This is a genomic window from Pseudomonas sp. NPDC087614, from assembly GCF_044743485.1.
Lineage (GTDB): Bacteria > Pseudomonadota > Gammaproteobacteria > Pseudomonadales > Pseudomonadaceae > Aquipseudomonas > Aquipseudomonas baetica_A.
The window spans coordinates 1-26,280 of record NZ_JBIUWN010000026.1 but is presented as its reverse complement, the minus strand read 5'-3'; the positions used below and the strand labels follow the sequence as shown (position 1 = coordinate 26,280).

Below are 26,280 nucleotides of genomic sequence, written 5' to 3'. Positions count from 1 at the left end.
ACCCAGTCCATCATGCTGTCGCTGTAGATGGTGGTGATCGATGCACTGGTAGGCGCCGACGGACTCGGCAAACCGGTGGTCAACGCACTGAACACTGCTGATATCGCCCTGGGCTTCGAAGCAGGCTTGGCGATCGTACTGCTGGCGATCATGCTCGACCGTATCTGCAAACAGCCCGAAGCCAAAGCAGGGGGTGACGCATGAGCATCATTCGCTTCGAAGACGTCGACGTAATTTTCTCCAAGGACCCGCGCGAGGCACTCAAGCTGCTGGATGAGGGCATGACCCGCAACGAGATCCTGAAAAAGACCGGGCAGATCGTCGGCGTGGAAAAGGCCAGCCTCGACATCAACAAAGGCGAAATCTGCGTGCTGATGGGCCTGTCCGGCTCCGGCAAGTCGAGCCTGCTGCGTTGCATCAACGGCCTCAACACCGTGAGCCGCGGCAAGCTGTTCGTCGAGCACGAAAACCGCCAGATCGATATCGCGTCCTGCACCCCCGCCGAACTGAAAATGATGCGTACCAAACGCATCGCCATGGTGTTCCAGAAGTTCGCGCTGATGCCGTGGCTGACGGTTCGCGAGAACATCAGCTTTGGTCTGGAAATGCAGGGCCGACCGGAAAAGGAACGCAGGAAGCTGGTTGACGAGAAGCTCGAACTGGTAGGTCTGGCCCAATGGCGCAACAAAAAGCCTGACGAACTCTCCGGCGGCATGCAGCAGCGCGTCGGCCTTGCTCGTGCACTGGCGATGGACGCCGACATTCTGCTGATGGACGAACCGTTTTCGGCACTCGACCCGCTGATCCGCCAAGGCCTGCAGGATGAACTGCTGGAACTGCAACGCAAGTTGAACAAGACCATCGTCTTCGTCAGCCACGACCTCGACGAGGCGCTGAAACTGGGCAGCCGCATCGCGATCATGAAGGACGGTCGCATCGTCCAGTACAGCGTGCCGGAAGAGATCGTGCTGAACCCGGCGGATGACTATGTGCGTACCTTCGTGGCGCACACCAATCCGCTCAACGTGCTGTGCGGGCGCAGCCTGATGCGCACCCTGGATAACTGCAAACGCATCAACGGTTCGGTGTGCCTGGACCCGGGCGACGACTCGTGGCTGGACCTGGCCGAGGGCAACACCATCAAAGGCGCACGGCAGAACGGCTCGACACTCAACCTGCAGAACTGGGCACCGGGACAAGCGGTTGAAGGGCTGGAGCGCAAACCGACGCTGGTGGACTCCAACATCGGCATGCGTGACGCCTTGCAGATTCGTTATCAGACCGGCAACAAACTGGTGCTGCACGATAACAATCAGGTCGTAGGGATTCTCGGTGACAGCGAGTTGTATCACGCGTTGCTGGGCAAGAACCTGGGGTAGTAATCCCGGACACAAAAACGCCGCGAGAGGATCGCGGCGTTTTTGTTTATCAGGGCGTCAAGTCAAACCGTGTTGTGGCTGATGGCCCTTTTCGCGAGCAAGCCCGCTTCCACAGTTAAAATGCAGGCCAATGTGGGAGCCGGCTTGCTCGCGAAGGATGCGGCGCGGTGCTTTTGAAAGAAACACCGCGCCACTTGCCGTTTAGCTGTACACCCGGCCAAGGAGCTGCCGATGGCTTTCAAACTGATCGAGCACATCCCGCGTGATCTGATCCTGCGTGAAGCCCATCAGGTCGTAATCCTGGCTGCCGCTTTGCAGATACACCTCGGCGCGATAGAAACGCTGACGCGCCTCTTCAGACGCCACCGATTCGGCAGGGGTTGCGAGGTAACCGTCCAGACTCACTTCGTAAACGAAAGGGTTGCTCTCTTCCATCTCGATGCGCACGCCCATGCAGCGCTTGGATTTACCCAGCAGCGTTTGCACTTCCAGCCCCTGAGCACGCATTTGCGCAGCCGCGCTTTCCAGCGCCGGGCTGACTTGCTTGTCCATGAAACGCTGCACCACCGACTGGCTCGGCTGCAGGTCCAGCTGAGTCAAACGCTCGCTGAAACCCCGACGACCACGTTCGGCCAGTTGCGCTTGCTCCTCTTCGATCAGCACGTCCTGACGCATTGCCTTGTGCAGGCCGAACATGAAGAACACCAGCACCACCGAGAACGGCAGACCGGCCAGCACCACCATCGTTTGCATCGCTTCAAAGTTACCGGCGAACAGCAAACCGATGGTCACCAGGGTGATCACCACCGACCAGAAGATCCGCAGCCAGTGGGGCGCATCTTCGTCGACGTTGCCGCCCTTGCAGGACAGGTTGGCCATCATCACCGCGCCAGAGTCGGCCGGGGTCAGGAACAGCACGAAGCCGACGAAGATCGACACACCGATGACAACTTTCGACGCCGGATAGTGCTCAAGCAACTGATAGATCGCCATCGACGGCTGTTCCAGCGCCGTCTTCCCAAGCTCAACCGCCCCATGGTTCATCACCAGATCCAGCGCCGAGTTGCCGAAGATCGACAGCCAGGCCAGCGTGAAGCCCAGCGGAATCAGAAGCACGCCGGCTACCAGTTCACGCACGGTACGCCCACGGGAGATACGCGCGATGAACATGCCTACAAATGGCGCCCAGGAAATCCACCAGGCCCAGTAGAACAGCGTCCACAGGCCCAACCAGCGGTCGGATTTGGCGCTGTCGCCTTCATAGACGTACAGGTCGAACGTCTTCAGCACCGCGCCGTTGAGGTAGTCGCCGATGTTCTGCACAAAGCCGTTGAGCAAGTGCAACGTCGGGCCGAACAGCAGGACGAAAATCAGCAGACCGCTGAACAGCACGATGTTCAGGTTGGACAGACGACGGATACCGTTTTCCACACCGGACACGGCAGCGATCGTCGCCACCGTGCTCATCACGATGATCACGATCAGCAGGTTAGTGTTGCTGTGTTCCATGCCGAACAGGTTTTCAAGGCCCGAAGACACTTGCAGCGAACCAATCCCCAGGTTCGTCACCAGACCCAGCAGGGTCACGAACATGCCGAAGCCGTCCACCGCGTGACCGGCCGCGCCTTTGACCCAACGCTCGCCGACCAGCGGATACAGCGCCGAACGCAGGGCCAGCGGTTGGTTATGACGGTAGGCAAAGTAAGCCACGGCCAAGCCGACCAATGCATAGATCGCCCAGCCGTGCAGGCCCCAGTGCAGGAACGTCAGTTGCACCGCCTGACGCGCCGCCATGTTGGTGGCGGCCACGCCTTCCGGCGGATTGAAGTAGTGATCCAGCGGCTCGGACGCGCCGAAATACAGCAGCGAAATCCCGATACCCGACGAGAACAGCATCCCCGCCCAAGCGCCGTAACTGAAATCCGGGGTGTCGTCCTTGCTGCCCAGTTTGAGTTTTCCGTAGGAGGAGAACGCCAGGCCCACCACAAACACCAGGTAAGCGGCGATCACCACCATGTAGTACCAGCCGAAGCTGCGCGACAACCACTCCTGAGCCACACCCAACATTCTGCCGGCCTCTTGCGGGGCGATAATCAGAATGGCGGTCAACAACAGAATCAACGCGGTAGAGGTGTAGAACACCCAACCGTTGACCGTCACCTTCTCGGGCGGGGTCTTTATAAGCGAGGCAGAACTCATGGCACAAATGCTCCAGGCAGTGCGAGAGAAGAACACAAGGCAACACGGCACCCGACCAATCGGTTAGTTGGCAGCCGACCGGCGGGTGATATAAAGACACCCCGAAAAAAGCCCGAACCTGCCGAAATGGTGTTGCGAATCGCTTTCGTGGCCGAAAGTCCGGACGTTCATCCGAAACCTGGCCCTGAGCGTCTTGCCCTTTCAACACGTCCATCGAACCGCGAACCGCGCCATGCCCCGCGCAGGTTTCGAGCTTTTTTGGATGTCAGTTTTATCGCCACTTACATGTAGGAAAAATCTGTAGGCAGCGACGAATTGTCGCAGATCTTATTCTTTGTTGATTGAACGTTCAATCAAAACAAAATAGACTGGCCCTCAATCCGATAGGCGTTATTCGCCCGTCGGAAGGCCTAAGGAGATGTGCAAGATGCCCAAGGTCGGTATGCAACCCATCCGCCGCCAACAACTGATCGAAGCCACATTGCAGGCGGTCGATCAGGTCGGAATGGGGGACGCCAGCATTGCGCTGATCGCCCGTTTGGCCGGTGTCTCGAATGGCATCATCAGTCATTACTTTCAGGACAAGAACGGCCTGATTGCCGCCACGATGCGGTATCTGATGAACGTCCTCAGCGAGAACGTCACCGCACGCCGTCAGGCGTTGACAGACAGCAGCCCTCGGGCGCATCTGCAGGTGATCATCGAAGGCAACTTCGACGCCAGCCAGGTCAATGGCCCGGCAATGAAAACCTCGCTGGCCTTCTGGGCCACCAGCATGCATCAGCCGTCTTTGCACAGGTTGCAGCGGATCAACGATCACCGTCTGTATTCCAACCTGTGCTGCGAGTTTCGCCGTGTGTTGCCGCTCGAAGAAGCGCGCAGTGCCGCGCGAGGACTGGCAGCGTTGATTGACGGTTTGTGGTTGCGCGGCGCGCTGTCAGGAGACGCTTTCGACACGGCGCAGGCGCAACAGATCGCTTACGAATACATGGATATCCAATTGGCCAAGCAGGTGAGTTAGAGCACACAGAAAACGCTCGGCCCCTGAACTGTCACCGACCAGCGATGCCTCAGTTACATGGCTCACCCGGTGACCAACGCCAACCACCAATGCACTTGCGAGGACACTATGGCCCGTTTCGAACTGCAAAAACTCTACATCGATGGCGCGTATTCCGACGCCGGCAGCGATGCCACCTTCGAAGCCATCAACCCGGCTAACGGCGAAGTTCTCGCACAAGTGCAACGTGCGACCAAGGAAGACGTCGAGCGCGCTGTGGTCAGCGCCGAAAAGGGCCAGAAAATCTGGGCCGCGATGACCGCCATGGAGCGTTCGCGCATCCTGCGTCGTGCCGTCGACATCCTGCGCGAGCGCAACGATGAACTGGCCGCACTGGAAACCCTGGACACTGGTAAAGCCTTCTCCGAAACCAAGTACGTCGACATCGTCACCGGCGCCGACGTGCTGGAATACTACGCAGGCTTGGTACCCGCCATCGAAGGCGAGCAGATCCCGCTGCGTGACACTTCTTTCGTCTACACCCGTCGCGAGCCGCTGGGCGTTGTGGCCGGTATCGGTGCGTGGAACTACCCGATCCAGATCGCGCTGTGGAAATCCGCTCCAGCGCTGGCCGCCGGTAACGCGATGATCTTCAAGCCAAGCGAAGTCACCTCGCTGACGACCCTGAAACTGGCCGAGATCTACACCGAAGCCGGCGTGCCAAACGGTGTGTTCAACGTTCTGACCGGCAGCGGCCGCGAAGTCGGCACCTGGCTGACCGAGCACCCGCGCATCGAGAAAATCTCGTTCACTGGCGGCACTGACACTGGCAAAAAAGTCATGGCCAGCGCTTCGGCATCCTCGCTCAAAGACGTGACCATGGAACTGGGCGGCAAGTCGCCGCTGATCATCTGCGACGACGCCGACCTCAATCGCGCTGCCGACACCGCGATGATGGCCAACTTCTACAGCTCCGGTCAGGTCTGCACCAACGGCACTCGCGTGTTCGTACCGAGCCACCTCAAAGCCGCTTTCGAAGCCAAGATCCTTGAGCGCGTGGCGCGCATCCGCATCGGCAACCCGGAAGACGAAAACACCAACTTCGGCCCGCTGGTCAGCTTCCCGCACATGGAAAGCGTGCTCAGCTACATCGCCAAAGGCAAAGAAGAAGGTGCCCGCGTCCTGTGTGGCGGCGAGCGTCTGACCGACGGCGAATTCGCCAAAGGCGCGTTTGTTGCCCCAACCGTGTTCACCGACTGCACCGACGACATGACCATCGTTCGTGAAGAAATCTTTGGCCCGGTCATGGCGATCCTCTCCTACGAAACCGAAGAAGAAGTGATCCGCCGCGCCAACGACACCGACTTCGGCCTGGCCGCCGGTATCGTCACCAAAGACCTGAACCGCGCTCACCGCGTGATTCATCAACTGGAGGCCGGTATCTGCTGGATCAACGCCTGGGGCGAGTCCGACGCAAAAATGCCGGTGGGCGGTTACAAGCAGTCGGGCGTGGGCCGTGAGAATGGCATCAGCTCGCTGAACAACTTCACTCGCATCAAATCGGTACAGGTCGAGCTGGGCGATTACGTCTCGGTGTTCTAAGGCCGAGCCTTGTATTGCTCGCGAGGCCGCCTTCGCGAGCAAACCCGCTCCCACAGGAGCCCCCATTCCAAGGTGGGAGCGGGCTTGCTCGCGAGTCGAGTGCAAAGCACTCGTCAGGCCTGACCTGACCACATCTAAAGAGGGTGCATTCAATGTCCCAAGAATTCGATTACATCATCATCGGTGCCGGTTCGGCCGGTAACACCCTGGCGACCCGTCTGACTGAAGACGAAGGCGTCACCGTTCTGCTGCTCGAAGCGGGCGGCCCGGACTACCGTTTCGACTTCCGTACACAAATGCCCGCCGCTCTGGCATTCCCGCTGCAAGGCCGTCGCTACAACTGGGCGTACGAAACCGATCCAGAGCCACACATGGACGGTCGCCGGATGGAATGCGGTCGCGGCAAAGGCCTCGGCGGTTCTTCGCTGATCAACGGCATGTGCTACATCCGTGGCAACGCGATGGACTACGATGGCTGGTCGAAACTGCCGGGCCTGGAAGACTGGACCTACCTCGACTGCCTGCCGTACTTCCGCAAAGCCGAAACCCGCGACATCGGCCCGAACGATTACCACGGTGGCGAAGGCCCGGTCAGCGTGACCACGCCGAAGGCGGGCAACAACCCGCTGTTCCACGCCATGGTTGAAGCAGGCGTGCAGGCCGGTTACCCGCGCACCGAAGACTTGAACGGTTACCAGCAGGAAGGTTTCGGCCCGATGGACCGCACCGTGACGCCGAACGGCCGTCGTGCTTCCACCGCCCGAGGCTACCTCGACACCGCGAAAAAGCGTTCGACCCTGACCATCGTCACCCACGCCCTGACCGACAAGATCCTGTTCGAAGGCAAGCGTGCCGTTGGTGTGCGTTACCTGGTGGGCGACGCTGAAGAGCGCGTTGAAGCCAAAGCGCGCAAAGAAGTGCTGCTGTGCTCCGGCGCCATCGCATCGCCGCAGATTCTGCAACGTTCCGGCGTCGGCCCGGCGAAACTGCTGGAAAGCCTCGACATCCCGGTCGTACACGATTTGCCGGGCGTGGGCGAGAACCTGCAGGATCACCTGGAGCTGTACCTGCAATACGCTTGCACCCAACCGGTTTCGCTGTACCCGTCGCTGCTCTGGTACAACCAGCCAGCCATCGGCGCCGAATGGCTGTTCAACGGCACCGGCATCGGCGCCAGCAACCAGTTCGAGGCCGGCGGTTTCATCCGTTCGCGTCCCGAATTCGAATGGCCAAACATCCAGTACCACTTCCTGCCGGTCGCCATTAACTACAACGGCAGCAACGGTGTGAAAGAGCACGGTTTCCAGGCGCACATGGGTTCCATGCGTTCGCCAAGCCGTGGTCGCGTTCAGGCCAAGTCGAAAGACCCGCGCCAGCACCCGAGCATCCTGTTCAACTACATGGCCACCGAGCAGGACTGGCAGGAATTCCGTGACGGCATCCGCCTGACCCGCGAAATCATGCAACAGCCGGCACTGGACGCTTTCCGTGGCCGCGAAATCAGCCCCGGCATCGACGTGCAAACCGATGAGCAACTGGACAAGTTCATCCGCGAACACGCCGAAACCGCGTTCCACCCGTCCTGCTCGTGCAAGATGGGCACCGACGACATGGCGGTCGTGGATGGCGAAGGTCGCGTGCACGGCATGCAGAGCCTGCGTGTGGTCGATGCCTCGATCATGCCGATCATCACCACTGGCAACCTGAACGCGCCGACGATCATGATGGCCGAGAAAATCGCCGACAAGATCCGTGGCCGCAAGCCATTGCCGCGTAGCACCGCCGCCTACTATGTAGCGGGCGATGCGCCGGTTAAGGGCAAGCCGATGCGTGATATCACGCCTGTTGCTCAGTAAGACGTAATATCGAGGCGCGGCCTTCATCGGAACGCCGCCCGGAGACAAGCCCGCTCCCACATCGGACCTGAGTGCTCACAGATTTTGTGTTCACTGGAGACCTACTGTGGGAGCGGGCTTGCTCGCGAAGGGGCCCTCACATTCCACGCAAACCCCTCGACTTCAAGTAATTCCTCCTACACCCCCTCGTCACTTGATCCTACCCCCACGCCGGCCTACTCTAGACCTCGCGCAACCGTTTCACCCCCTGCCCCACCGTCGCTGCACCGCAACTCCATAACAAGGAGGTTCCCGAATGTTCGATTTCCACCCCCAGCTCAAGCAGCGCTTCGCTGCCTTGCGCACGGGCGCTGATTTTTTTTCCCTGCGGTATGTACGCGAATCCGGTCAGCACCTGTCGGTGCGCAAGAACGTTGCCGAACCGCCGAGCCTGAGCCGCGACGAAGGGGCGATGCTCACTGTGCGCGTCAATGGCGTCGAAGCGTATGCGGCGACCAACGACCTGTCGCAACAAGGCCTGCAAGCCGCCCTTGAACGCGCCGAACAGCAAGCCCGGCGGCTCAAGCCCCACGCCTTGCTCGACCTGCGCGATCAACCGGTGTCCAGCGACCGCGCTGATTATTTTTCACCCAATCTCGAACAACCCTTCCCGTCCCTGAGCGACTGCTTTGAGCTGCTCGGCGCGGAGTCCGCCTCGGTGCCAAAGGATGAGCGCCTGGTGAATTGGGAAGTGAGCATCGGCATCACCCACGTCGAGCAGATCTACCTGAGCAGTGCCGGCGCCGAACTTCGTCAGGCCCAGCGCTTCGTCTACCCGAGCCTGGACGTCACCGCCTACGACGGTAACGACAGCCAGACTCGCAGCCTCGGTCGCGAGAACTTCGGCCAACAGGGCGGCGCCGACGTGATCAGCCGTTGCGGGCTGGTCGGCGCCGGCCCACAGGTGGCCGATCAGGCGCTGCAACTGCTGCTCGCACCGAACACCCCGCAAGGCCCGCGTGACCTGCTGCTGATGCCCGACCAGATGATGTTGCAGATCCACGAATCCATCGGCCACCCGCTGGAACTGGATCGCATCCTCGGTGATGAGCGCAATTACGCCGGCACCAGTTTCGTCAAAGCGAGCGACTTCGGCAGCCTGCAATACGGTTCAAAACTGCTCAACGTGACGTTCGATCCGGGCATTCCCGAAGAGCTCGCCAGCTACGGCCATGACGACGACGGTACCCGGGCGAGCAAGCAATTTCTGATTCGCGATGGTCTGTTGCTGCGCCCATTGGGCGGTGCGCTGTCGCAATACCGCGCGGGCCTGGACGGTGTCGCCAACAGCCGCGCCTGCGGCTGGAACCGCGCGCCGATCGACCGTATGGCCAACCTCAACATCGAGCCGGGCGACCAGCCACTTGAGCAAATGATCACGGGCATCGAGCATGGCATTCTGATGAGCACCAACCGTTCGTGGTCGATTGACGATGCGCGCAACAAATTCCAGTTCGGCTGTGAGTGGGGTCAACTGATCGAAAACGGTGAACTCAAAGGCGTGGTGAAAAACCCCAACTACCGGGCGATTTCCGCGCACTTCTGGAAGAGCCTGCGCGCCGTCGGCGACGCCAACACCGTCAAGGTGCTGGGCACGCCGAACTGCGGCAAGGGCGAACCAAACCAGGTCATCCGCGTCGGCCATGCCTCGCCGGCCTGCGTTTTCAGCAACATTGATGTATTTGGGGGAGACGCCTGATGAGCATTTCGAAGAATCAGTCCGACGCCTTCAAGGTGATGGTCAATTGGCTGCGTGACAGCGTGCGCGAACCGGAACAGTTCACCCTCAGCTATGCCGCCGAGTCTTCGGCGTTTGTCCGCTTCAATCACGCCAAGGTGCGTCAGGCCGGGCAAGTGCAACAGGCCAGCATCGGGCTGAAGCTGGTCAATGACGGCCGTCACGCCGACCTGCAAATCACCCTGTCCGGTGATCAGGAAGCCGACCTGCAACGCCTCGCCGAAGGCTTGCAACAACTGCGCGACACCCTGCCGCTGCTGCCGCAGGATCCGTACTTGCTGCTCAACCACAACGGCTGGCAGAGCACGCATGTGCAGGAGCATCCGCTGCCGGACACCGAGCATGTGGTCGAACAAATCTGTGCCGCGGCCGAAGGCCTGGACCTGGTCGGTTTCTATGCCGCCGGCCCCATCAGCCGTGGTTTCGCCAGCTCATCGGGCGCGTTCGGCTGGCACCAGGCGAACAGTTTCAACTTCGACTTCAGCCTGTTCCACGAGAATGGCGAAGCGGTGAAGGCCAGCTACGCCGGGCATGACTGGAGCCGTGAAGGTTTCGCCAAACGCTTTGAGCAGGCGCGCGAGCAACTGGCGTTTCTCGGTCGTCCGATACGCACCTTGGCGCCGGGACAGTACCGCGCCTACCTGGCACCGGCCGCGCTGGAAGAAATCATGGGCATGCTCAGCTGGGGCGGGTTCTCCGCGCAGTCGATCGCCAGCAAGAGCAGTCCGCTGCAAAAGCTGTATGTCGGCGATCAGGCGTTCAGTGCGCTGGTGTCACTGGATGAAAAAGTCAGCGACTCGCTGAGCCCGGCGTTTTCCGGCGAAGGTTATCCGCGCAGTGATCTGCGCCTGATTGTCGAGGGCAAGGCGGGTGATCAGTTGGTCGGTTCGCGCAGTGCGGCCGAATACGGTTTGACCGCCAACGGGGCCAGTGGCGGCGAATCGCCGAGTGCGCTGAACATGGCGGCGGGTGATCTGCCACAAGCGCAAATCCTCAAGCAGTTGGGCACAGGGCTGTACATCAGCAACCTGTGGTACCTGAACTTCTCGGACCAACCGGCGGCGCGCATGACGGGCATGACACGCTTCGCGACCTTCTGGGTCGAGAACGGCGAGATCCAGGCACCGGTCAGCACCATGCGTTTCGACGACAGCGCCTACAACCTGCTGGGTTCGCAACTCGAAGCATTGACCGCCGAGCGTGAGTTGCTGCTCTCGTCGAGTACGTACAGCCAGCGCAATACCTCGTCGGCGTTGTTGCCGGGGGCGTTGGTGAGCCGTTTGACTTTGACCCTGTAAGACAAAGATCCCCAGAACACTGGAGATCTACGGTGGGAGCGGGCTTGCTCGCGAAGGCGATGTATCAGTCGATATTGAGGGTGACTGATACACCGCATTCGCGAGCAAGCCCGCTCACACAAAAGCTGGTTTCGCATTAATCCAATTCCAAAGAGGTTCCATGCCCAGCCGCCCGCCTCTCGACGCCATCACCACACGCTGGTTGCCGTGGGTCGTCGCTATCGCTTTCTTCATGCAGTCCCTGGACGGAACCATCCTCAACACCGCGTTGCCGGCCATGGCTCGCGACCTGGCCGAGGACCCGTTACGCATGCAAGGCGTGATCATCGCCTACATGCTCACCGTGGCGCTGTTGATCCCGGCTTCAGGCTGGATCGCCGACCGTTTCGGCACCAAGAAAATCTTCTTCGGCGCGATCTTGCTGTTCAGCTTCGGCTCGCTGCTCTGCGCGGTATCGAGCAGCCTGACCATGCTGGTCGGGGCGCGGGTGATTCAAGGCCTGGGCGGTGCGCTGATGCTGCCGGTCGGGCGCTTGGTGGTGCTGCGTGCCTACCCGCGTTCGGAGCTGGTGCGGATCATGGGGTTTATCACCATTCCCGGCCTGCTCGGCCCGCTGATCGGCCCGACCATGGGCGGCTGGATGGTGCAATACCTGACGTGGCACTGGATCTTCCTGATCAACCTGCCGGTCGGTGCCATTGGTTGTTACGCGGTGTGGAAATTCATTCCGGACTTGCGCGGTAGTGAGCGAACACCTTTCGATGGCCTGGGTTTCCTGTTGTTCGGCGCGGCGATGATCCTGATCACCATCGCCATGGAAGGCCTGGGCGAACTGCACTTGCCGCACCTGCGGGTGATGTTGCTGCTGTTCGGCGGCATGGCTTGTCTCGCTGCTTATTGGTTGCGCGCAGGCCACATCGAAAACCCCTTGTTCTCGCCATCACTGTTCAAGACCCGCACCTTTGCCGTGGGCATTCTCGGCAATCTGTTCGCGCGATTGGGCAGCGGCGCGCTGCCGTTTCTGGTGCCGTTGCTGCTGCAAGTGGCGCTGGGGTATTCGCCCTCGCAAGCGGGGATGAGCATGCTGCCGCTGGCCGCTGCAGCAATGCTCGCCAAGTGGCTGGCCCGACCGCTGATCGAACGCCTCGGTTATCGCATCGTGCTCACCGGCAACACGCTGGCATTGGGGATCATGCTGGCAAGCATGGGCCTGGTCAGCGAGCAGACCCCTTACTGGCTGCTGCTGTGTCAGTTGTCGATTCTCGGGGCGATCAACTCGCTGCAATTCACCGCGATGAACACCGTGACCCTGATCGACCTCGACGACGCCAGCGCCAGCAGTGGCAACAGCTTGCTGTCGGTGGTCGCGCAATTGTCGTTGAGCCTGGGGGTGGCGTGTGCCGGGGCCTTGCTGGGCGGGTTTACCGCCGAGGCCGGAAATGACGGCGTGGACACCGTTCTGGGGGCGTTCCAGTTGACCTTCGTGACGGTTGGCGTCATGGCGATGCTTGCCGCTACGATCTTCTCGCAACTCTCGAAGGAAACCGGCCGGCGCGCCAAACACCCGGAAGAACACATCGAACATTAATCACTGTTCGTCCAGAACTTTCGAGGAAAGTGGCATGGGGCTGCTACACTGCGCGACATTTTGTTTTGCAGGCCAGTCCCGTGACCACCATCGCCACCGCTTTTAATACTCTGCCGCTGTCCGCCGCCATGCTGGCTAACCTCGAATCACTCGGTTATGCCCAGATGACGCCGATTCAGGCGCAGAGCTTGCCGGTGATCCTCAAAGGGATGGACCTGATCGCCCAGGCCAAGACCGGCAGCGGCAAGACCGCGGCGTTCGGCATCGGCCTGCTCAACCCGATCAACCCGCGCTATTTCGGTTGCCAGGCCCTGGTGATTTGCCCGACGCGCGAGTTGGCCGATCAGGTTGCCAAGGAAATCCGTCGTCTGGCCCGTGCCGAAGACAACATCAAGGTCCTGACCCTGTGCGGCGGCGTGTCGTTCGGCCCGCAGATCGCTTCGCTGGAGCACGGCGCGCACATCATCGTCGGCACCCCGGGGCGTATCCAGCAGCACCTGCGCAAAGGCTCGCTGGTGCTTGACGGTCTGAACACGCTGATCCTCGACGAAGCCGACCGCATGCTCGACATGGGCTTCTACGACGCCATCGAAGACATCATCGTCAAGACCCCGGAGCGCCGTCAGACCCTGCTGTTCTCCGCCACTTACCCGGTGGGCATCAAGCAACTGGCCTCGAAATTCATGCGTGACCCGCAAACGGTCAAAGCCCAAGCGTTCCACGACGACACACAGATCGAGCAACGTTTCTACGAGATTTCCCCGGAAGATCGCATGAGTGCGGTGACCAAAGTCCTGCACCACTTCCGTCCGGCCTCCTGCGTGGCGTTCTGTTTCACCAAGCAGCAGGTGCAGGAAACCGTCGATCACCTGACCGCCAAAGGCATCTCCGCCGTCGGCCTGCACGGTGACCTGGAACAGCGTGATCGCGATCAGGTGCTGGCGATGTTCGCCAACCGCAGCACTTCTGTACTGGTCGCCACCGACGTTGCCGCCCGTGGTCTGGACATCGATGCGCTGGACATGGTGATCAACGTCGAACTGGCCCGCGACTCGGAAATCCACATTCACCGCGTCGGCCGTACCGGTCGTGCGGGCGAGAAAGGCATTGCGATCAGCCTGGTCGCACCGGGCGAAGCGCATCGCGCCCAAGCCATCGAACAATTGCAGAAATCCCCTCTGAACTGGGATCAGGTCGACAACCTCAAGTCCCAAGGCCTCGCCCCGCTGCAGCCGCCGATGACCACCCTGTGCATCGGCGCTGGCCGTAAAGACAAGGTTCGCCCGGGCGACATCCTTGGCGCACTGACCGGCGACGCCGGTATCCCGGGCGCTCAGGTCGGCAAGATCGCGATCTTCGACTTCCAGGCGTATGTGGCCGTTGAACGTACCGTGGCCATGCAGGCCTTGCAGCGTCTGAACGACGGCAAGATCAAGGGCCGTTCGTTGCGCGTGCGCATTTTGTAACCGATCTGCTGCCCGATATTGGTCTTCGGTGAGTTTTGAATTCTTTGTGAGGACACCGTTTTGCGCTCTACCGAAGTCGTGATCATTGGCGCTGGCGCCGCTGGGTTGATGTGTGCACTGACCGCCGCCGGGCGTGGGCGTCAGGTATTGCTGCTCGACCACGCGAACAAGCCCGGCAAGAAAATCCTGATGTCGGGCGGTGGCCGCTGCAATTTCACCAACATGTACACCGAACCAGGCAATTTCCTCTCGCAGAACCCGCACTTCTGCAAATCCGCACTGGCGCGTTATACCCAGTGGGATTTCATCGATATGGTCGGCAAACACGCCGTGCCGTACCACGAGAAAAAACTCGGCCAGTTGTTCTGCGATAACAAGTCCAGTGACATCCTCGGCATGCTGCTGGACGAGTGCGATCAGGTGGGCGTCGAGTTGCACCTCGACACCTCGATCCAGACCATCGAGAAAGTCGAGAGCGGTTACCTGCTCGACACCACCCTGGGCCAAGTCCAGTGCCAATCGCTGGTGATCGCCACTGGCGGCCTGTCGATCCCGACACTGGGCGCCACCGGTTTCGGTTATCAGGTGGCCAGACAGTTCGGCCATGAACTGCTGCCGACCCGCGCCGGCCTGGTGCCGTTCACCATCACCGATCAGCTCAAGGAACTGTGCACCGAGCTGTCCGGCACGTCGGTGGATTGTCTGGTGAGCTGCAACGATCAGAGCTTTCGCGAGAACATCCTGTTCACTCACCGAGGGCTCAGCGGCCCGGCGATCTTGCAGATCTCGTCGTTCTGGGAATCCGGCGACGTGGTCGAGATCAACCTGCTGCCCGATCACGACGCCGCCGCGTGGCTGCAACAGCAAGTGGCCGAACGCCCGAACAGTGAGTTGAAAACCTTGCTGGGTGAAATCTTCACCAAGAAGATGGCCAATTTGCTGGCGGACAACTGGTTCGTCTCCAAACCGATGAAGCAGTACACCCACGCCGAACTGGCGGAAATCGCCGACAAGCTGGGGAGCTGGAAAGTCGTGCCCGCGGGGACTGAAGGATATCGCACCGCCGAGGTCACGCTGGGGGGTGTCGACACCCGTGAGGTCTCCTCCAAAACCATGGAATCGCTGAAAAGCCCTGGCCTGTATTTCGTCGGTGAAGTGCTCGACGTCACCGGCCATTTGGGCGGTTTCAATTTCCAGTGGGCCTGGGCCTCGGGTTACGCGGCGGCGCAGTACGTCTGATCCAGCAAAAATCAAAACGGTGGGAGCAAGCCCCCTCCCACAGTTGTTATGTGTAGAGCTCAAAGGAACACTTTTTGCTGTCAGATGTGATCGGCGCCATTGCGTCGACGTCATTACTGGCTCAATTTAGCGGCATCGCCTCGGAAGGCCTTCGCACTTCATGTCCTCGACCTCGTTTCGTCAGTCTTTGCGGCGCCTGTGGGCGCTGGATAAATTCAGCTATAGCGTGCGGGTGTTCATCGCCCTGACCGGCAGCATGGCGCTGTGTTGGTATCAGGATGAAATGGGGCTGCTGATCCCGTTGTTCCTGGGGATCATCGCCAGCGCCCTGGCCGAAACCGACGACAGTTGGCAGGGCCGTCTCAACGCACTCGCCGTGACGCTGGTGTGTTTCAGTGTCGCCGCGCTGTCGGTTGAATTGCTCTTCCCCTACCCCATCGTCTTTGCCGTTGCCCTGGCACTGGCCAGTTTCGGCCTGACCATGCTCGGTGCGCTCGGCGAGCGTTATGGCGCGATTGCCTCGGCGACCTTGATTCTTTCCGTGTACACGATGATCGGCGTTGACCAGCGCGGCGGCGCCGTCATCGATTTCTGGCACGAGCCCATGCTGCTGGTGGCCGGTGCCGCGTGGTACGGCCTGCTGTCGGTGTTGTGGCAGGCGCTGTTCTCCAATCAGCCCGTGCAGCAAAGCCTGGCGCGACTGTTCCGTGAACTGGGCTTTTACCTGAAACTCAAATCCTCGCTGTTCGAGCCGATCCGGCAGATGGACGTCGAAGTACGACGGCTAGAACTGGCACAGCAAAATGGTCGCGTGGTCGCTGCGCTGAACAGCGCCAAGGAAATCATCCTGCACCGCGTCGGCAACGGTCGCCCTGGCTCGAAAGTCAGCCGTTACCTGAAACTGTACTTCCTCGCCCAGGACATCCACGAACGCGCCAGTTCTTCGCACTATCCGTACAACGCGTTGGCCGATGCGTTTTTCCACAGCGACGTGCTGTTCCGCTGTCAGCGCCTGTTGCGCCAGCAAGGCAAGGCCTGCCGGGCATTGGCCGAATCGATCCAGATGCGTCAGCCCTTCGTCTACGACGCCAGTTTCGCTGACGCCCTGAGCGACCTCGATGCCTCCCTCGAACACCTGCGCATCCAGAGCAACCCGGCCTGGCGCGGCCTGCTGCGCTCACTGCGCGCACTGGCCGCCAACCTCGGCACCCTCGACCGATTGCTCAGTGATGCGAGCAACCCCGATGCCTTGGCCGATGCCACCGACAGCAGTTTGCTCGACCGCTCGCCGCGCAATCTGAAAGACGTGTGGGTTCGCCTGCGCACGCAACTGACGCCGACATCCTTGCTGTTCCGCCATGCCCTGCGCCTGCCGCTGGCGTTGAGTATCGGCTACGGGATGGTGCATTTGATTCACCCGTCGCAAGGCTACTGGATCATCCTCACCACGCTGTTCGTCTGCCAGCCCAACTACGGCGCAACACGCCGCAAACTCGGCCAGCGGATCGTCGGCACTGCCATCGGCCTGACCGTAGCGTGGGCGCTGTTCGATCTGTTCCCAAGCCCGTTGGTGCAGTCGTGCTTTGCGATTGCTGCCGGCGTGGTGTTCTTTACCAACCGCACCACCCGCTACACCCTGGCCACCGCCGCGATCACCATCATGGTGCTGTTCTGCTTCAACCAGGTCGGCGACGGTTACGGGCTGTTCCTGCCACGGCTGTTCGATACCTTGCTCGGCAGTCTGATCGCGGGGCTGGCGGTTTTCCTGTTCCTGCCGGACTGGCAGGGTCGACGCCTGAACAAAGTGCTGGCCAACACCCTGACCTGCAACAGCATCTACCTGCGCCAGATCATGCAGCAATACGCCGCGGGCAAAAGCGACGACCTGGCTTATCGTCTGGCTCGACGCAACGCGCACAACGCCGATGCAGCGCTGTCGACGACGCTGGCGAACATGCTGATGGAGCCGGGACATTTCCGCAAAGAAGCGGATGTGGGCTTCCGTTTTCTGGTGCTGTCGCACACCCTGCTCAGCTACCTGTCGGGGCTGGGCGCGCACCGGGAAACGCAGTTACCGGCAGATGTGCGCGAACACTTGATCGACGGCGCCGGGGTGAAACTGGCGACGAGCATCGATGAAATCGCTCAAGGGCTGGCGAGCAAGCAGCCGATTGCGATTCAGAGCGATGAAGAAGAAGCGCTGGCCAATGAACTGGAACAGATGCCCGATGAGATTGATGAAGGACAGCGCCTGGTGCAGACGCAACTGGCGTTGATCTGCCGGCAGTTGGGGCCGTTGCGTAACTTGGCGGCGCATTTGATCAAAGACACCAATGAGATTGGCGCTGGCTGACAGGACGCCTTCGCAGCACCACAGAATCCGGGTCAGCCCTCACATCCCATGCTGCCTCAACAACTTGTCATAACTGCCATCCGCCTTCATCGCCGCTATCGCCTTGTCAAACCCCGCGACAATCTGCTCATGCTGCGGATTTTTCAGGCTCACCAGAATGTGCAGGCTGTTCTCACTCAACGGCTTGGGTAGAAACTCCACCGAATTGCGCACCTTGGCGGATTCCCGCGCCAGGTAATACTTCGCCACATATTCATCCTCCAGCGTCAACTTGACCCGGTCCGCCGCGAGCATGCGCACGGCCATGGCGAAGTTATGCACAGGGACTTTCTGCAACGCGGTGTCGGCATCAAACGGCGCCGAATAGGCGTAACCGCGCACCACCGCGATCGGATAAGTGTGCAGTTGCTGCAAGTTGCTGTATTCGAGCGGCGTGTCTTTGCGCTTGAGGAAGCGGACGCGGTTGAGCAGGTACTCACCGGAAAACTGCCCAAGCCTTGTGCGTTCGTCGTTATACCAGGCGTTGACCAGCACATCGTAGCGACCCTCACCGACACCCATCAGTGCCCGAGCCCACGGCACTTGCTCGTAATCGCTGGCATACCCGGCCCGGGCCAGCGCGGTGCTGACAATGTCTGTGGCCAGACCGCCGTTGACCAAGGTGTCATCGGTAAAGGGTGGCCAGATATCAAACACCAGCCGCAACTTGTCCGCTACGGCGGTTTGAGCCAGTAAGAGCAACCCGATCAAAGCGAAGGCTCGATGCAGTCGCGGCATGCTTGAAAATCCTTAGCGGGCGAGCAGCCCGGCGCGTTTTCAGTCAAAACCCCAAGGCCCCTTACCGGCAAAACCCAGGCCCTAACATTAGCTCATTGGAGCCATTGCACAGCGCTCCTGTGCAGATTACACAAAGATGTCACTGTCGCGAGAAAGGAATAGTGGCATTTTGACCTTTGTCACAGACTCTTACGCCATAAAGACATCTGCGGCCAGTGCGCTTAGTATCGGGCCACACGTTCAAGGAGTCGGACAATGACAATCGAGTGGGTCTGCAAACATCACAACGATCTGGGCAAAGAGCAGTTGTATGCACTGTTGAAGTTGCGAACGGAAGTGTTCGTGGTCGAACAGAAATGTGCGTATCCGGATCTCGACGGGCAGGATCTGGAGGGCGACACCTACCATTTGATGGGCTGGGACAAGGGTCAACTGGTGGCCTACCTGCGCCTGCTGGATCCGGAGTCCCAGGGCGGTGACGTGGTCATCGGCCGGGTAGCGACCTCAGCACAGGCGCGCGGTAAAGGGCTGGGCCACGAGATGATGGAACAGGCGCTGAAACAGGCCGAGCGGCATTGGCCGCAGGTGCCGATCTACCTGTCGGCACAGGCGCATTTGCAGGGGTATTACGGCAAGTACGGGTTTGTCGCAGTGGGTGAGGAATATCTGGAGGATGGCATTGCGCACATCGGGATGCGCCGTTCCTGACAGCCCCTTCGCGAGCCAGCCCGCTCCCACGGTCGGGATGCATTCTCCTGTGGGAGCGGGCTGGCTCGCGAAGGTGTCAGTTCAATCGATACAAGGCTCAGGGATACTCAAGCACAGCCTTGATCTGGCGCAAATTGCGCTCGATCCACCCGCGATCAATCGCCCCCCACTCACGAACCCTATAGCGCCCGGCATGGTTGCGTGCGCCCTCTTCCTGCTCGAACTCACAGACGATGTCCAGATCCGCCAACGCGGCAATTGTGTCCTGCGCCGTGCGCCGGGGCATCCCGGTGATTTCAGTCAACGCCGGCACGCTGGGCGCCAAGCCGCTATCGATCAGATACGCGACGTATAGACGTCGGTAAAAACTGCTTTTGGTTTTGCTGACATCCATCCAAACACTCCCAACGTGACAGATCTTCACTGCATATCCCGCCAGGTCAGGTACACCCGCAGGTCAAACTCGACCTGGTGATACCCCGGCAGCATGTGCTCACACAATTTATAGAACGCCTTGTTGTGATCCGATTCCTTGAAGTGCGCCAGTTCATGCACCACGATCATTTTCAGAAAATCCGGCGCCGCCTCTTTGAACAGCGAGGCGATACGAATCTCTTTCTTGGCCTTGAGCTTGCCGCCCTGCACACGCGAAACCGTGGTGTGCAGGCCGAGGGCGCGATGGGTCAGGTCGAGGCGGTTGTCGAACAGCACTTTGTCGATGGCCGGGGCGTTGCGCAGGTATTGCTGCTTCAAGTCCAGGGCGTAGGTGTAAAGCGCCTTGTCGCTCTGCACATCGTGGCACCCCGAATAGCGTTGATCCAGGTATTCACCCAGACGCCCGTCGGCGATCAGTTGGCGTACCTGATCCTGCAGTGGCGCAGGATAGGCCTGGAGATACTTCAACACAGTCATGGACGAGCGACACGGTTTGAAAAGGTGCGCCAGTGTAGCGAATTCAGCCGGACAACGCGCTCCAGTCAAACGGCTCGGTAAAGCTGGCGGCATCTTCGGCGATCAATGGCCGCGCCACCAAAAAGCCTTGCACGTACTCGCAGCCATGGGCTTGCAGCCATTGGTACTGCTCGATGGTCTCGACCCCTTCGGCGATCACCAGCAACCCGTATTGCTTGCACAACGCGATCACCGTGCTGACCAGCGAGGCATCGCGTTTGGAGTCCGGCAATCGCGCAATCAGGTGGCGATCGAGCTTGAGCGTATCCAGTTCCAGATCGCGCAGGTGCGCCAGCGAGCACGGTCCGGAGCCGAAGTCATCCAGCGCCACCCGCACCCCCAGATTGCGCAGCAAACGCAATTGTTTGCGCGTTTCCTCGGGGTTTTGCATCAATGCCTCTTCGGTGACTTCGACCTCCAGTTGCCGCGGCTGCAGAGCGTGTCGCTCCATGACCTGGCGCAACTCGGTGACCAGATTCGGCAGGCTGAACTGGGTGTTGCTCAAACTCACGCCGAGCACCAGGTCTTCGGCAAACAAGGTTTCCCAGGCTTTGCGCTGACCGGCACCACGATGATAAATCCAGCTGCCGAGGCGACTGATCAGCCGCGCCTCTTCCAGCAACGGCAAAAACAGCCCCGGCGGCACGTCGCCGACACTCGGGTGCTGCCAACGCAACAGCGCCTCAAAACCACGGATCTGACCACTGTCGATCGCCACTTGTGGTTGATAGACCAGATTGAAATCGCGGTTTTCGATGGCGGTACGCACGCTTTCTTCGAGCATCAAACGCGAACGCGCCCGACCGTTCATTTCGTGATCGTAGAAACGATATTGCTGACGCCCGGCACGCTTGGCTTCGTACATGGCGATGTCCGAAGCACGCAGCAGTCCGTCGAGGTTCGACCCGCAATCGGGATAAGTGGCGATGCCGATGCTTGCGCCGAGGGCGATATCCAGACCTTCAATCTGCTGACAGATCGACACCCGTTCGATGAGCTTTTCCGCAATCTTCGCCGCCTGTTCGGGAAACTCAAGATCCAGCAGCGCCGTGAATTCATCCCCACCCATGCGCGCCAGAATATCGAACGGCCGCAGGCAAGCCTTCAATTGCTCGGACACCCAGCGCAGCACACGGTCGCCGACATCGTGCCCGAGTGAGTCGTTGACCCGCTTGAACCCATCAAGATCCAGATACAGCAATACCCAACTGCTGTCATTGCGTTCGCCGCGCAGCAGCAGGTTTTCCACGGTCTGGTAAAAACCACGGCGATTGAGCAGCCCGGTCAGCGGATCGGTGACGGCTTGAAATTCGAGTTGCTGGTGCAAATGGCGCACCACCGACATATCCAGCACCGTCACTACCATGGCGTGTTGCTCGACGGGCAACGCAGCACAAGACAGCGCCACCGGCACCTGCTGGCCCGGCGCCGTGCGTAATAACGCATCGTGCAGCCTCAGCGTTTCACCACGCTGATAGCGGGTGTAAAACTCGGAATCGGCCCACACCGGAATGTGCGGTTTCTGCAGATAGTCGAGAAACTCCTTACCCTCCAGATCCCTTACCGGCGCATTGAGCAACCGTGAAATCGCCGGATTGGCAAAGCGAATCAAACCATCCTCGCCCAGCACCAAAATGCCCTCGGCGGCGTTATCCAGCACCGATGCATTGAAGGTCCGAGCGGATTCCAGATCCCGGCTCAGACGTTGCAAGGCTCGACGATTGCGCTGGTGCTCCAGCAATGCCTGCACCTTGGGCTTGAGGATCTGCGGGTCGAACGGCTTGAACAGATAATCCACCGCGCCACTGGCGTACCCCTTGATCACGGCAGCCTGAGACTGTTCGTTGGCGGTGAGAAAGATAATCGGCGTGAGTTGCGTACGCTGGCTGCCGCGCATCAGTCGCGCGACTTCAAAACCGTCCATGCCTGGCATCTGCACGTCCAGCAGCACCAGATCGACGTCGTGTTCGAGCAGAAGGTTAAGCGCCTCGAAACCGGAGGCGGCGGTCAACACCTGCCAATCCTGACGCTGCAGCAAAGCCCGCATGCTAATCAGATTTTCAGGGTAGTCATCAACGATCAATAGGACTGAGCTGCCTTCACCTGGCTGTGTTTGCGCGCATTCCATGCTGCTTCTCTTGTCAGGACATCAGATCGGTTTCCGCTAAAAACCGTACATATATAGAGGCTTCACTCTAGTCCCGGATCGGCAAAAGCAGAAGCTGTCATCAGGCCATCAGCTAACCAATGATTGTTTAGCCGACTAACGGTCGTCGCTACAGCCCACGTAATCCGGGAAACATGGCATTTCGACAGGATGTTGACGCCAACAATCTGCCAAACGGCCGTTAACAAAAAACGCCTCTGCGCTTATAAAGACCGCCCCCAAAAGGCGCGGACTAGAGCTTCTGGCACGCGCGTTCAGGATCAATCGAGTGGAAGAACCGACATGATCGATCTCGCAACCTGGAACCTCAGCGTTCCAGTCGGCAGCCCGCCGTACACCGTCGAAACCTCAAAACTGGTGAAGGGCTTCAAGGATCAGTACTTCCATTCCGACACCGGCACGCTGTTTTTCTGGTCGCCGGTGACCGGATCAAAAACCGAAAACGCCATCTACCCGCGCACCGAACTGCGCGAAACCTACAGCAATGGCACCTTGCGCAACTGGTACTACCCCGACGCCGACAACCTGCTGCGCGCGACCGTTACGGTCAACAAAGTGCCCAGTTCCGGAAAGATCGTCATCGGCCAGATCCACGCTTACCAAAGCCAGAAACCGCTGGTAAAACTCGAGTACCAGTACAAGACCAAAACCCAAACCGGCAACCTGGTGATCAAGGTGCGCATGCACCCCGATGACGACGAAAGCCGCGTCATCACGCTCGCCACCGGGGTCAAACTGGATCGTGAATTCAACTACCTCATCCACTTGAGCCCCGGCGGCGCACTGGGCGTCAGCGCGGCGGGTTATCAGTGGGATTCGAAAATCAGCGCGACGTGGCGGAACAAGCCGTTGTACTTCAAGGCTGGGGTTTATGTGCAGGACAACACGGGGTATACGAGTGAAGGTGGGCAGGTGACCTTCTCCAAGCTCGATATCGATCACGACAAATAATCCCTCTATAGACACTGTCCCTGTGGCGAGGGTGCTTGCTCCCGGGGCGCGAAGCGGCCCTAAAAAAGCGGGGCCTGCTGCGCAGTCCAGCGGGAGCAAGCGCCCTCGCCACTGGTAATTTGTCACCCGCCAGACCTTTTTAAACGCCGGTGTTTAAAGGCTCTCACCGTTACTTCCGGATGCCTACAACAGCTTGCGTCGTTGCCTACCACTACGCCAGAATCCGCCGGCTTGTGCGCCTGGCGGGCCATCGGTAACTTGATTCGCGTCACTGATTTCCAGTGATCGGGTTTAGTAGCCCGTGGTTTCAAGCGTTGTGCACAAGCATCTGTCAGTCAGGTATTTTGCTACCTGCGCTTGATGGTAACTGTGCGCAGGGCACCTTCGGGTGCGCCGGCTTGCTCGAAACCCCGGTCTACTAACCTGCGTACAGTTGCCTCCACTTTGATTTAGTAGCCAAAGCGGGGCACTCCAACCAGGTTTCGAGCAAATGACAAAATCAACGCCGCACCCGCCAGAAACAGATCCCGCATCCCCCTACGAATCTCTCGACTCGAGAAAACTCAACGACGCCGCCGAACGCGCCCTCGACCATTACCTCAAACCGTGCGCCTTCATCATGGCCAGCACGCATAAACCCGAGCCCATGTACCTCGCCAACCCGAAGTACAACACCGAATCCTTGCTGGCCAACGCCAGCGAAACCCTGGGTTCAGCCAGCGAAATGCTCAACAACTTCGCCGCCATGCTCGACACCTCACACCGCAAGACCGCGCTGGGCATCGCGCAGGTCGTCATGCTCGGTGAACTGGCGGTGAATCAGGCACTGGATCATGTTGAGTTGAAGGAGTAGTTCTGTTCAGCAAAAAAGCAACCCGCCTCACGGCGGGTTTTTCATAACGTGGATCAAAGCCGAGCGCTTGTTCAACAAACCTTTTAGCTAACGCTGGAACGCTGGCTCCACCTCGATTGTTTGATCATCGAGTTTTTTCAGTTCACATCTGGGTCTAGGTCACATAGCGAATTCATATAAAAAACTGTCAGTTATTACAGGTGACGCACGGCATATACCGTTCTAGATTCAACGAAGCAAAGCAACCTGCACAGGACAACGCGAGCCAGGCAATAACCTCTGGCCCGCCAGTACTATTAATTCAAGGAAATCCCCATGAGCAGCGAACTGATAAAAGACATCACCGACGCTTCTTTTACGCTCGATGTTTTAGAATCCGAGTTACCCGTATTGGTCGATTTCTGGGCGCAATGGTGCGACCCTTGCAAAAAGATGGCTCCAATACTGAACGAGATAGCCGAGGCTTACAAAGGCAAGCTGACCGTTGTCAAACTGGACGTCGATGAGAACCATGCCACGCCGGCCAAGTTTGGCGTGCGCGGCATCCCAATGATGACGCTATTCAAGGACGGAAGCGTCGTGGCGAATCAGACTGGCGCCGTACCCAGACCTCAACTGGAGAGTTTCATAGAGGAGTCTCTCAAACAAAATTAACTCCGTTCGTTGCACTTCTGGTTTTTAAAAGCCCAGAGAAACACCCCATAAAATTCCAATTTCGCCACAATCTCTGTAAACGCCGCCACAAGAAACCCGCCGTCGGCGGGTTTCTTGAATCAGCAGCTAACACTCAGACTTTAGTTATCCTTGGCGTTCAACTCACCTTTCAGATAACGCTGGTACATCGCTTCCAGCGAGATCAGTTTGATCTTCGAAGCATTACCCGCATTACCGAACGCTTCATAACCCGCGATACAGACGTCACGCATCGCTGTGCGGCGGCGCTTACACAAAATCGAAGGGGATGGAGTAATTTAATAAATCCTCCCCCGTTTCCGGTCCTTTTTCTGTCCAGTTTTTCTTTATATAAACGATAAAATCAATTACAAAACGTTATAAATAACTGTCATATATGACAGTGGTTTAAGTTTTTTTATGAGTTTAAGTTAAATATGCAAGCCCAATGCTTAATTTCTATAAATTAACGGCAATATCCTAATCTGAAACAGAGGAGAAATTAAATGGACAGACCGACGATCAGCGAACCAAAAGCAGCGACAGCAGGGCTAGGAACTAACCCGACTTTAAAAGGCAAGGCGAAAGCCAATCAAACCGTCGAGGTCTTTCAAGTTGATAGTGGCAATAAGCTCGGCGAGGCAAAAGCCAATACACAAGGAGATTGGACCGTAAAGATCAATATCCCATCGACCAACTGGTATTATGTTACTGCGCGCAGTTTCTCATCGCAGGGAGAGCCTGACAACTGGTGCCCTCCTCACGCTGTCAGGGCCGACTAGATTCAGTAATGGCTCAACGCAACTTGACTCAACGAGCTGAAAACGAGCGAACACTAAAGGGACAGACTTATCTCCCCCCAATTAAAAACCCGCCTCACGGCGGGTTTTTTTTAAAACTGTTTAACACTCAGGCTTAGTTAACCTTGGCGTTCAACTCACCCTTCAGATAACGCTGGTACATCGCTTCCAGCGAGATCGGTTTGATCTTCGAAGCATTACCCGCAGTACCGAACGCTTCATAACGAGCGATACACACATCACGCATTGCAGTCACGGTGGCGCCGAAGAATTTACGTGGGTCGAATTCGCTCGGGTTGGTAGCCATCAGGCGACGCATGGCGCCAGTGGACGCCAGGCGCAGGTCGGTGTCGATGTTGACCTTGCGCACGCCGTACTTGATGCCTTCGACGATTTCTTCAACTGGCACGCCGTAGGTTTCTTTGATGTCGCCGCCGTACTGGTTGATGATCGCCAGCCACTCTTGTGGCACAGAGGACGAACCGTGCATCACCAGGTGGGTGTTCGGGATGCGCTTGTGGATTTCCTTGATGCGGTCGATGGCCAGCACGTCACCGGTTGGTGGCTTGGTGAACTTGTAGGCGCCGTGGCTGGTGCCGATGGCGATGGCCAGGGCATCAACCTGAGTCTTCTTGACGAAGTCA

Annotated in this window: 21 protein-coding genes and 2 pseudogenes (1 of these 23 only partly in view); 16 read left to right on the top strand and 7 right to left on the bottom strand. The window is 59.0% G+C overall.

What is annotated here, in order from left to right; genetic code table 11:
- Positions 1–204: pseudogene (gene choW, locus ACIOWA_RS12415) on the top strand (choline ABC transporter permease subunit) (it extends 640 nt beyond the left edge of the window).
- Positions 201–1,379: a choline ABC transporter ATP-binding protein gene (gene choV, locus ACIOWA_RS12410; RefSeq protein WP_339430283.1), complete on the top strand. Its 1,179-nt coding sequence runs from the start codon at positions 201–203 to the stop codon at positions 1,377–1,379. The pseudogene choW and the gene choV overlap by 4 nt, the downstream one beginning before the upstream one ends.
- A 201-nt stretch (positions 1,380–1,580) precedes the next feature.
- Here choV and ACIOWA_RS12405 read toward each other — a convergent pair whose 3' ends face one another.
- A complete protein-coding gene (locus ACIOWA_RS12405) occupies positions 1,581–3,521 on the bottom strand; it encodes a BCCT family transporter (RefSeq protein ID WP_339495325.1) in 1,941 nt (646 codons plus the stop codon).
- A gap of 484 nt (positions 3,522–4,005) precedes the next feature.
- On the opposite strand from ACIOWA_RS12405, the gene betI reads away from it, so the two are divergent.
- The 9 genes from betI to yccS all read left to right on the top strand — a co-directional run bounded on the left by betI (position 4,006) and on the right by yccS (position 17,757).
- Positions 4,006–4,599 (top strand): transcriptional regulator BetI, encoded by a 594-nt coding sequence (betI, locus tag ACIOWA_RS12400; protein ID WP_401160033.1) that lies wholly within the window; start codon positions 4,006–4,008, stop codon positions 4,597–4,599.
- Between the two features lie 108 nt (positions 4,600–4,707).
- Positions 4,708–6,180: a betaine-aldehyde dehydrogenase gene (gene betB, locus ACIOWA_RS12395; protein WP_401160031.1), complete on the top strand. Its 1,473-nt coding sequence runs from the start codon at positions 4,708–4,710 to the stop codon at positions 6,178–6,180.
- Between the two features lie 152 nt (positions 6,181–6,332).
- A complete protein-coding gene (gene betA / locus ACIOWA_RS12390) occupies positions 6,333–8,036 on the top strand; it encodes a choline dehydrogenase (RefSeq protein WP_339430286.1) in 1,704 nt (567 codons plus the stop codon).
- A gap of 295 nt (positions 8,037–8,331) precedes the next feature.
- Positions 8,332–9,774, top strand: coding sequence for a TldD/PmbA family protein (locus tag ACIOWA_RS12385; RefSeq protein ID WP_401160029.1), 1,443 nt, complete (start codon positions 8,332–8,334; stop codon positions 9,772–9,774).
- Entirely contained in the window at positions 9,774–11,111 is a 1,338-nt protein-coding gene (locus ACIOWA_RS12380; protein WP_339430288.1) for a TldD/PmbA family protein, read from the top strand. The genes ACIOWA_RS12385 and ACIOWA_RS12380 overlap by 1 nt, the downstream gene beginning before the upstream one ends.
- A 160-nt stretch (positions 11,112–11,271) precedes the next feature.
- Positions 11,272–12,699 (top strand): multidrug transporter subunit MdtD, encoded by a 1,428-nt coding sequence (gene mdtD, locus ACIOWA_RS12375; protein ID WP_401160027.1) that lies wholly within the window; start codon positions 11,272–11,274, stop codon positions 12,697–12,699.
- A gap of 128 nt (positions 12,700–12,827) precedes the next feature.
- Positions 12,828–14,165, top strand: a complete 1,338-nt coding sequence (dbpA, locus tag ACIOWA_RS12370; protein ID WP_339430497.1) for an ATP-dependent RNA helicase DbpA — start codon at positions 12,828–12,830, stop codon at positions 14,163–14,165.
- A gap of 60 nt (positions 14,166–14,225) precedes the next feature.
- Positions 14,226–15,404, top strand: coding sequence for an NAD(P)/FAD-dependent oxidoreductase (locus ACIOWA_RS12365; RefSeq protein WP_401160025.1), 1,179 nt, complete (start codon positions 14,226–14,228; stop codon positions 15,402–15,404).
- A 160-nt stretch (positions 15,405–15,564) separates the two neighbouring features.
- Positions 15,565–17,757: a YccS family putative transporter gene (gene yccS, locus ACIOWA_RS12360; protein ID WP_401160023.1), complete on the top strand. Its 2,193-nt coding sequence runs from the start codon at positions 15,565–15,567 to the stop codon at positions 17,755–17,757.
- 39 nt (positions 17,758–17,796) lie between these two features.
- Here the strand turns inward: yccS and ACIOWA_RS12355 are convergent, their stop codons facing one another.
- A complete protein-coding gene (locus ACIOWA_RS12355; protein ID WP_339495294.1) occupies positions 17,797–18,534 on the bottom strand; it encodes a transporter substrate-binding domain-containing protein in 738 nt (245 codons plus the stop codon).
- A 255-nt stretch (positions 18,535–18,789) separates the two neighbouring features.
- On the opposite strand from ACIOWA_RS12355, the gene ACIOWA_RS12350 reads away from it, so the two are divergent.
- Positions 18,790–19,242, top strand: a complete 453-nt coding sequence (locus tag ACIOWA_RS12350) for a GNAT family N-acetyltransferase (protein ID WP_339430293.1) — start codon at positions 18,790–18,792, stop codon at positions 19,240–19,242.
- 97 nt (positions 19,243–19,339) lie between these two features.
- On the opposite strand, the gene ACIOWA_RS12345 is transcribed toward ACIOWA_RS12350, so the two are convergent.
- Genes ACIOWA_RS12345 through ACIOWA_RS12335 form a run of 3 tightly spaced genes read right to left on the bottom strand, consistent with a single transcriptional unit; the run spans position 19,340 to position 22,321 of the window.
- Positions 19,340–19,636 carry a winged helix-turn-helix domain-containing protein gene (locus tag ACIOWA_RS12345; protein WP_339430294.1) on the bottom strand — a complete coding sequence of 99 codons (297 nt, stop codon included), beginning with the start codon at positions 19,634–19,636 and terminating at the stop codon, positions 19,340–19,342.
- A gap of 26 nt (positions 19,637–19,662) precedes the next feature.
- Complete coding sequence (locus ACIOWA_RS12340; RefSeq protein WP_339430295.1) at positions 19,663–20,154, bottom strand: M48 family metallopeptidase; 492 nt, start codon at positions 20,152–20,154, stop codon at positions 19,663–19,665.
- 43 nt (positions 20,155–20,197) lie between these two features.
- Complete coding sequence (locus ACIOWA_RS12335; RefSeq protein WP_401160020.1) at positions 20,198–22,321, bottom strand: putative bifunctional diguanylate cyclase/phosphodiesterase; 2,124 nt, start codon at positions 22,319–22,321, stop codon at positions 20,198–20,200.
- Positions 22,322–22,642: 321 nt separating this feature from the next.
- On the opposite strand from ACIOWA_RS12335, the gene ACIOWA_RS12330 reads away from it, so the two are divergent.
- The 3 genes from ACIOWA_RS12330 to trxA all read left to right on the top strand — a co-directional run bounded on the left by ACIOWA_RS12330 (position 22,643) and on the right by trxA (position 24,818).
- Complete coding sequence (locus ACIOWA_RS12330) at positions 22,643–23,311, top strand: polysaccharide lyase family 7 protein (protein ID WP_339464483.1); 669 nt, start codon at positions 22,643–22,645, stop codon at positions 23,309–23,311.
- A 490-nt stretch (positions 23,312–23,801) separates the two neighbouring features.
- A complete protein-coding gene (locus ACIOWA_RS12325) occupies positions 23,802–24,164 on the top strand; it encodes a DUF6124 family protein (RefSeq protein ID WP_339430298.1) in 363 nt (120 codons plus the stop codon).
- Positions 24,165–24,479: 315 nt separating this feature from the next.
- A complete protein-coding gene (trxA, locus tag ACIOWA_RS12320; RefSeq protein ID WP_401160018.1) occupies positions 24,480–24,818 on the top strand; it encodes a thioredoxin in 339 nt (112 codons plus the stop codon).
- Positions 24,819–24,958: 140 nt separating this feature from the next.
- Here the strand turns inward: trxA and ACIOWA_RS12315 are convergent.
- Positions 24,959–25,096: pseudogene (locus tag ACIOWA_RS12315) on the bottom strand (fructose-1,6-bisphosphate aldolase); the annotation flags it as partial.
- A 246-nt stretch (positions 25,097–25,342) separates the two neighbouring features.
- Here ACIOWA_RS12315 and ACIOWA_RS12310 point away from each other — a divergent pair.
- On the top strand, positions 25,343–25,618 hold the full coding sequence (locus ACIOWA_RS12310) for a hypothetical protein (RefSeq protein WP_401160016.1): 276 nt from the start codon (positions 25,343–25,345) through the stop codon (positions 25,616–25,618).
- A 133-nt stretch (positions 25,619–25,751) separates the two neighbouring features.
- On the opposite strand, the gene ACIOWA_RS12305 is transcribed toward ACIOWA_RS12310, so the two are convergent.
- Positions 25,752–26,280 (bottom strand): class II fructose-bisphosphate aldolase (locus tag ACIOWA_RS12305; protein ID WP_401160014.1); only part of this gene is annotated, 529 nt, incomplete at its 5' end.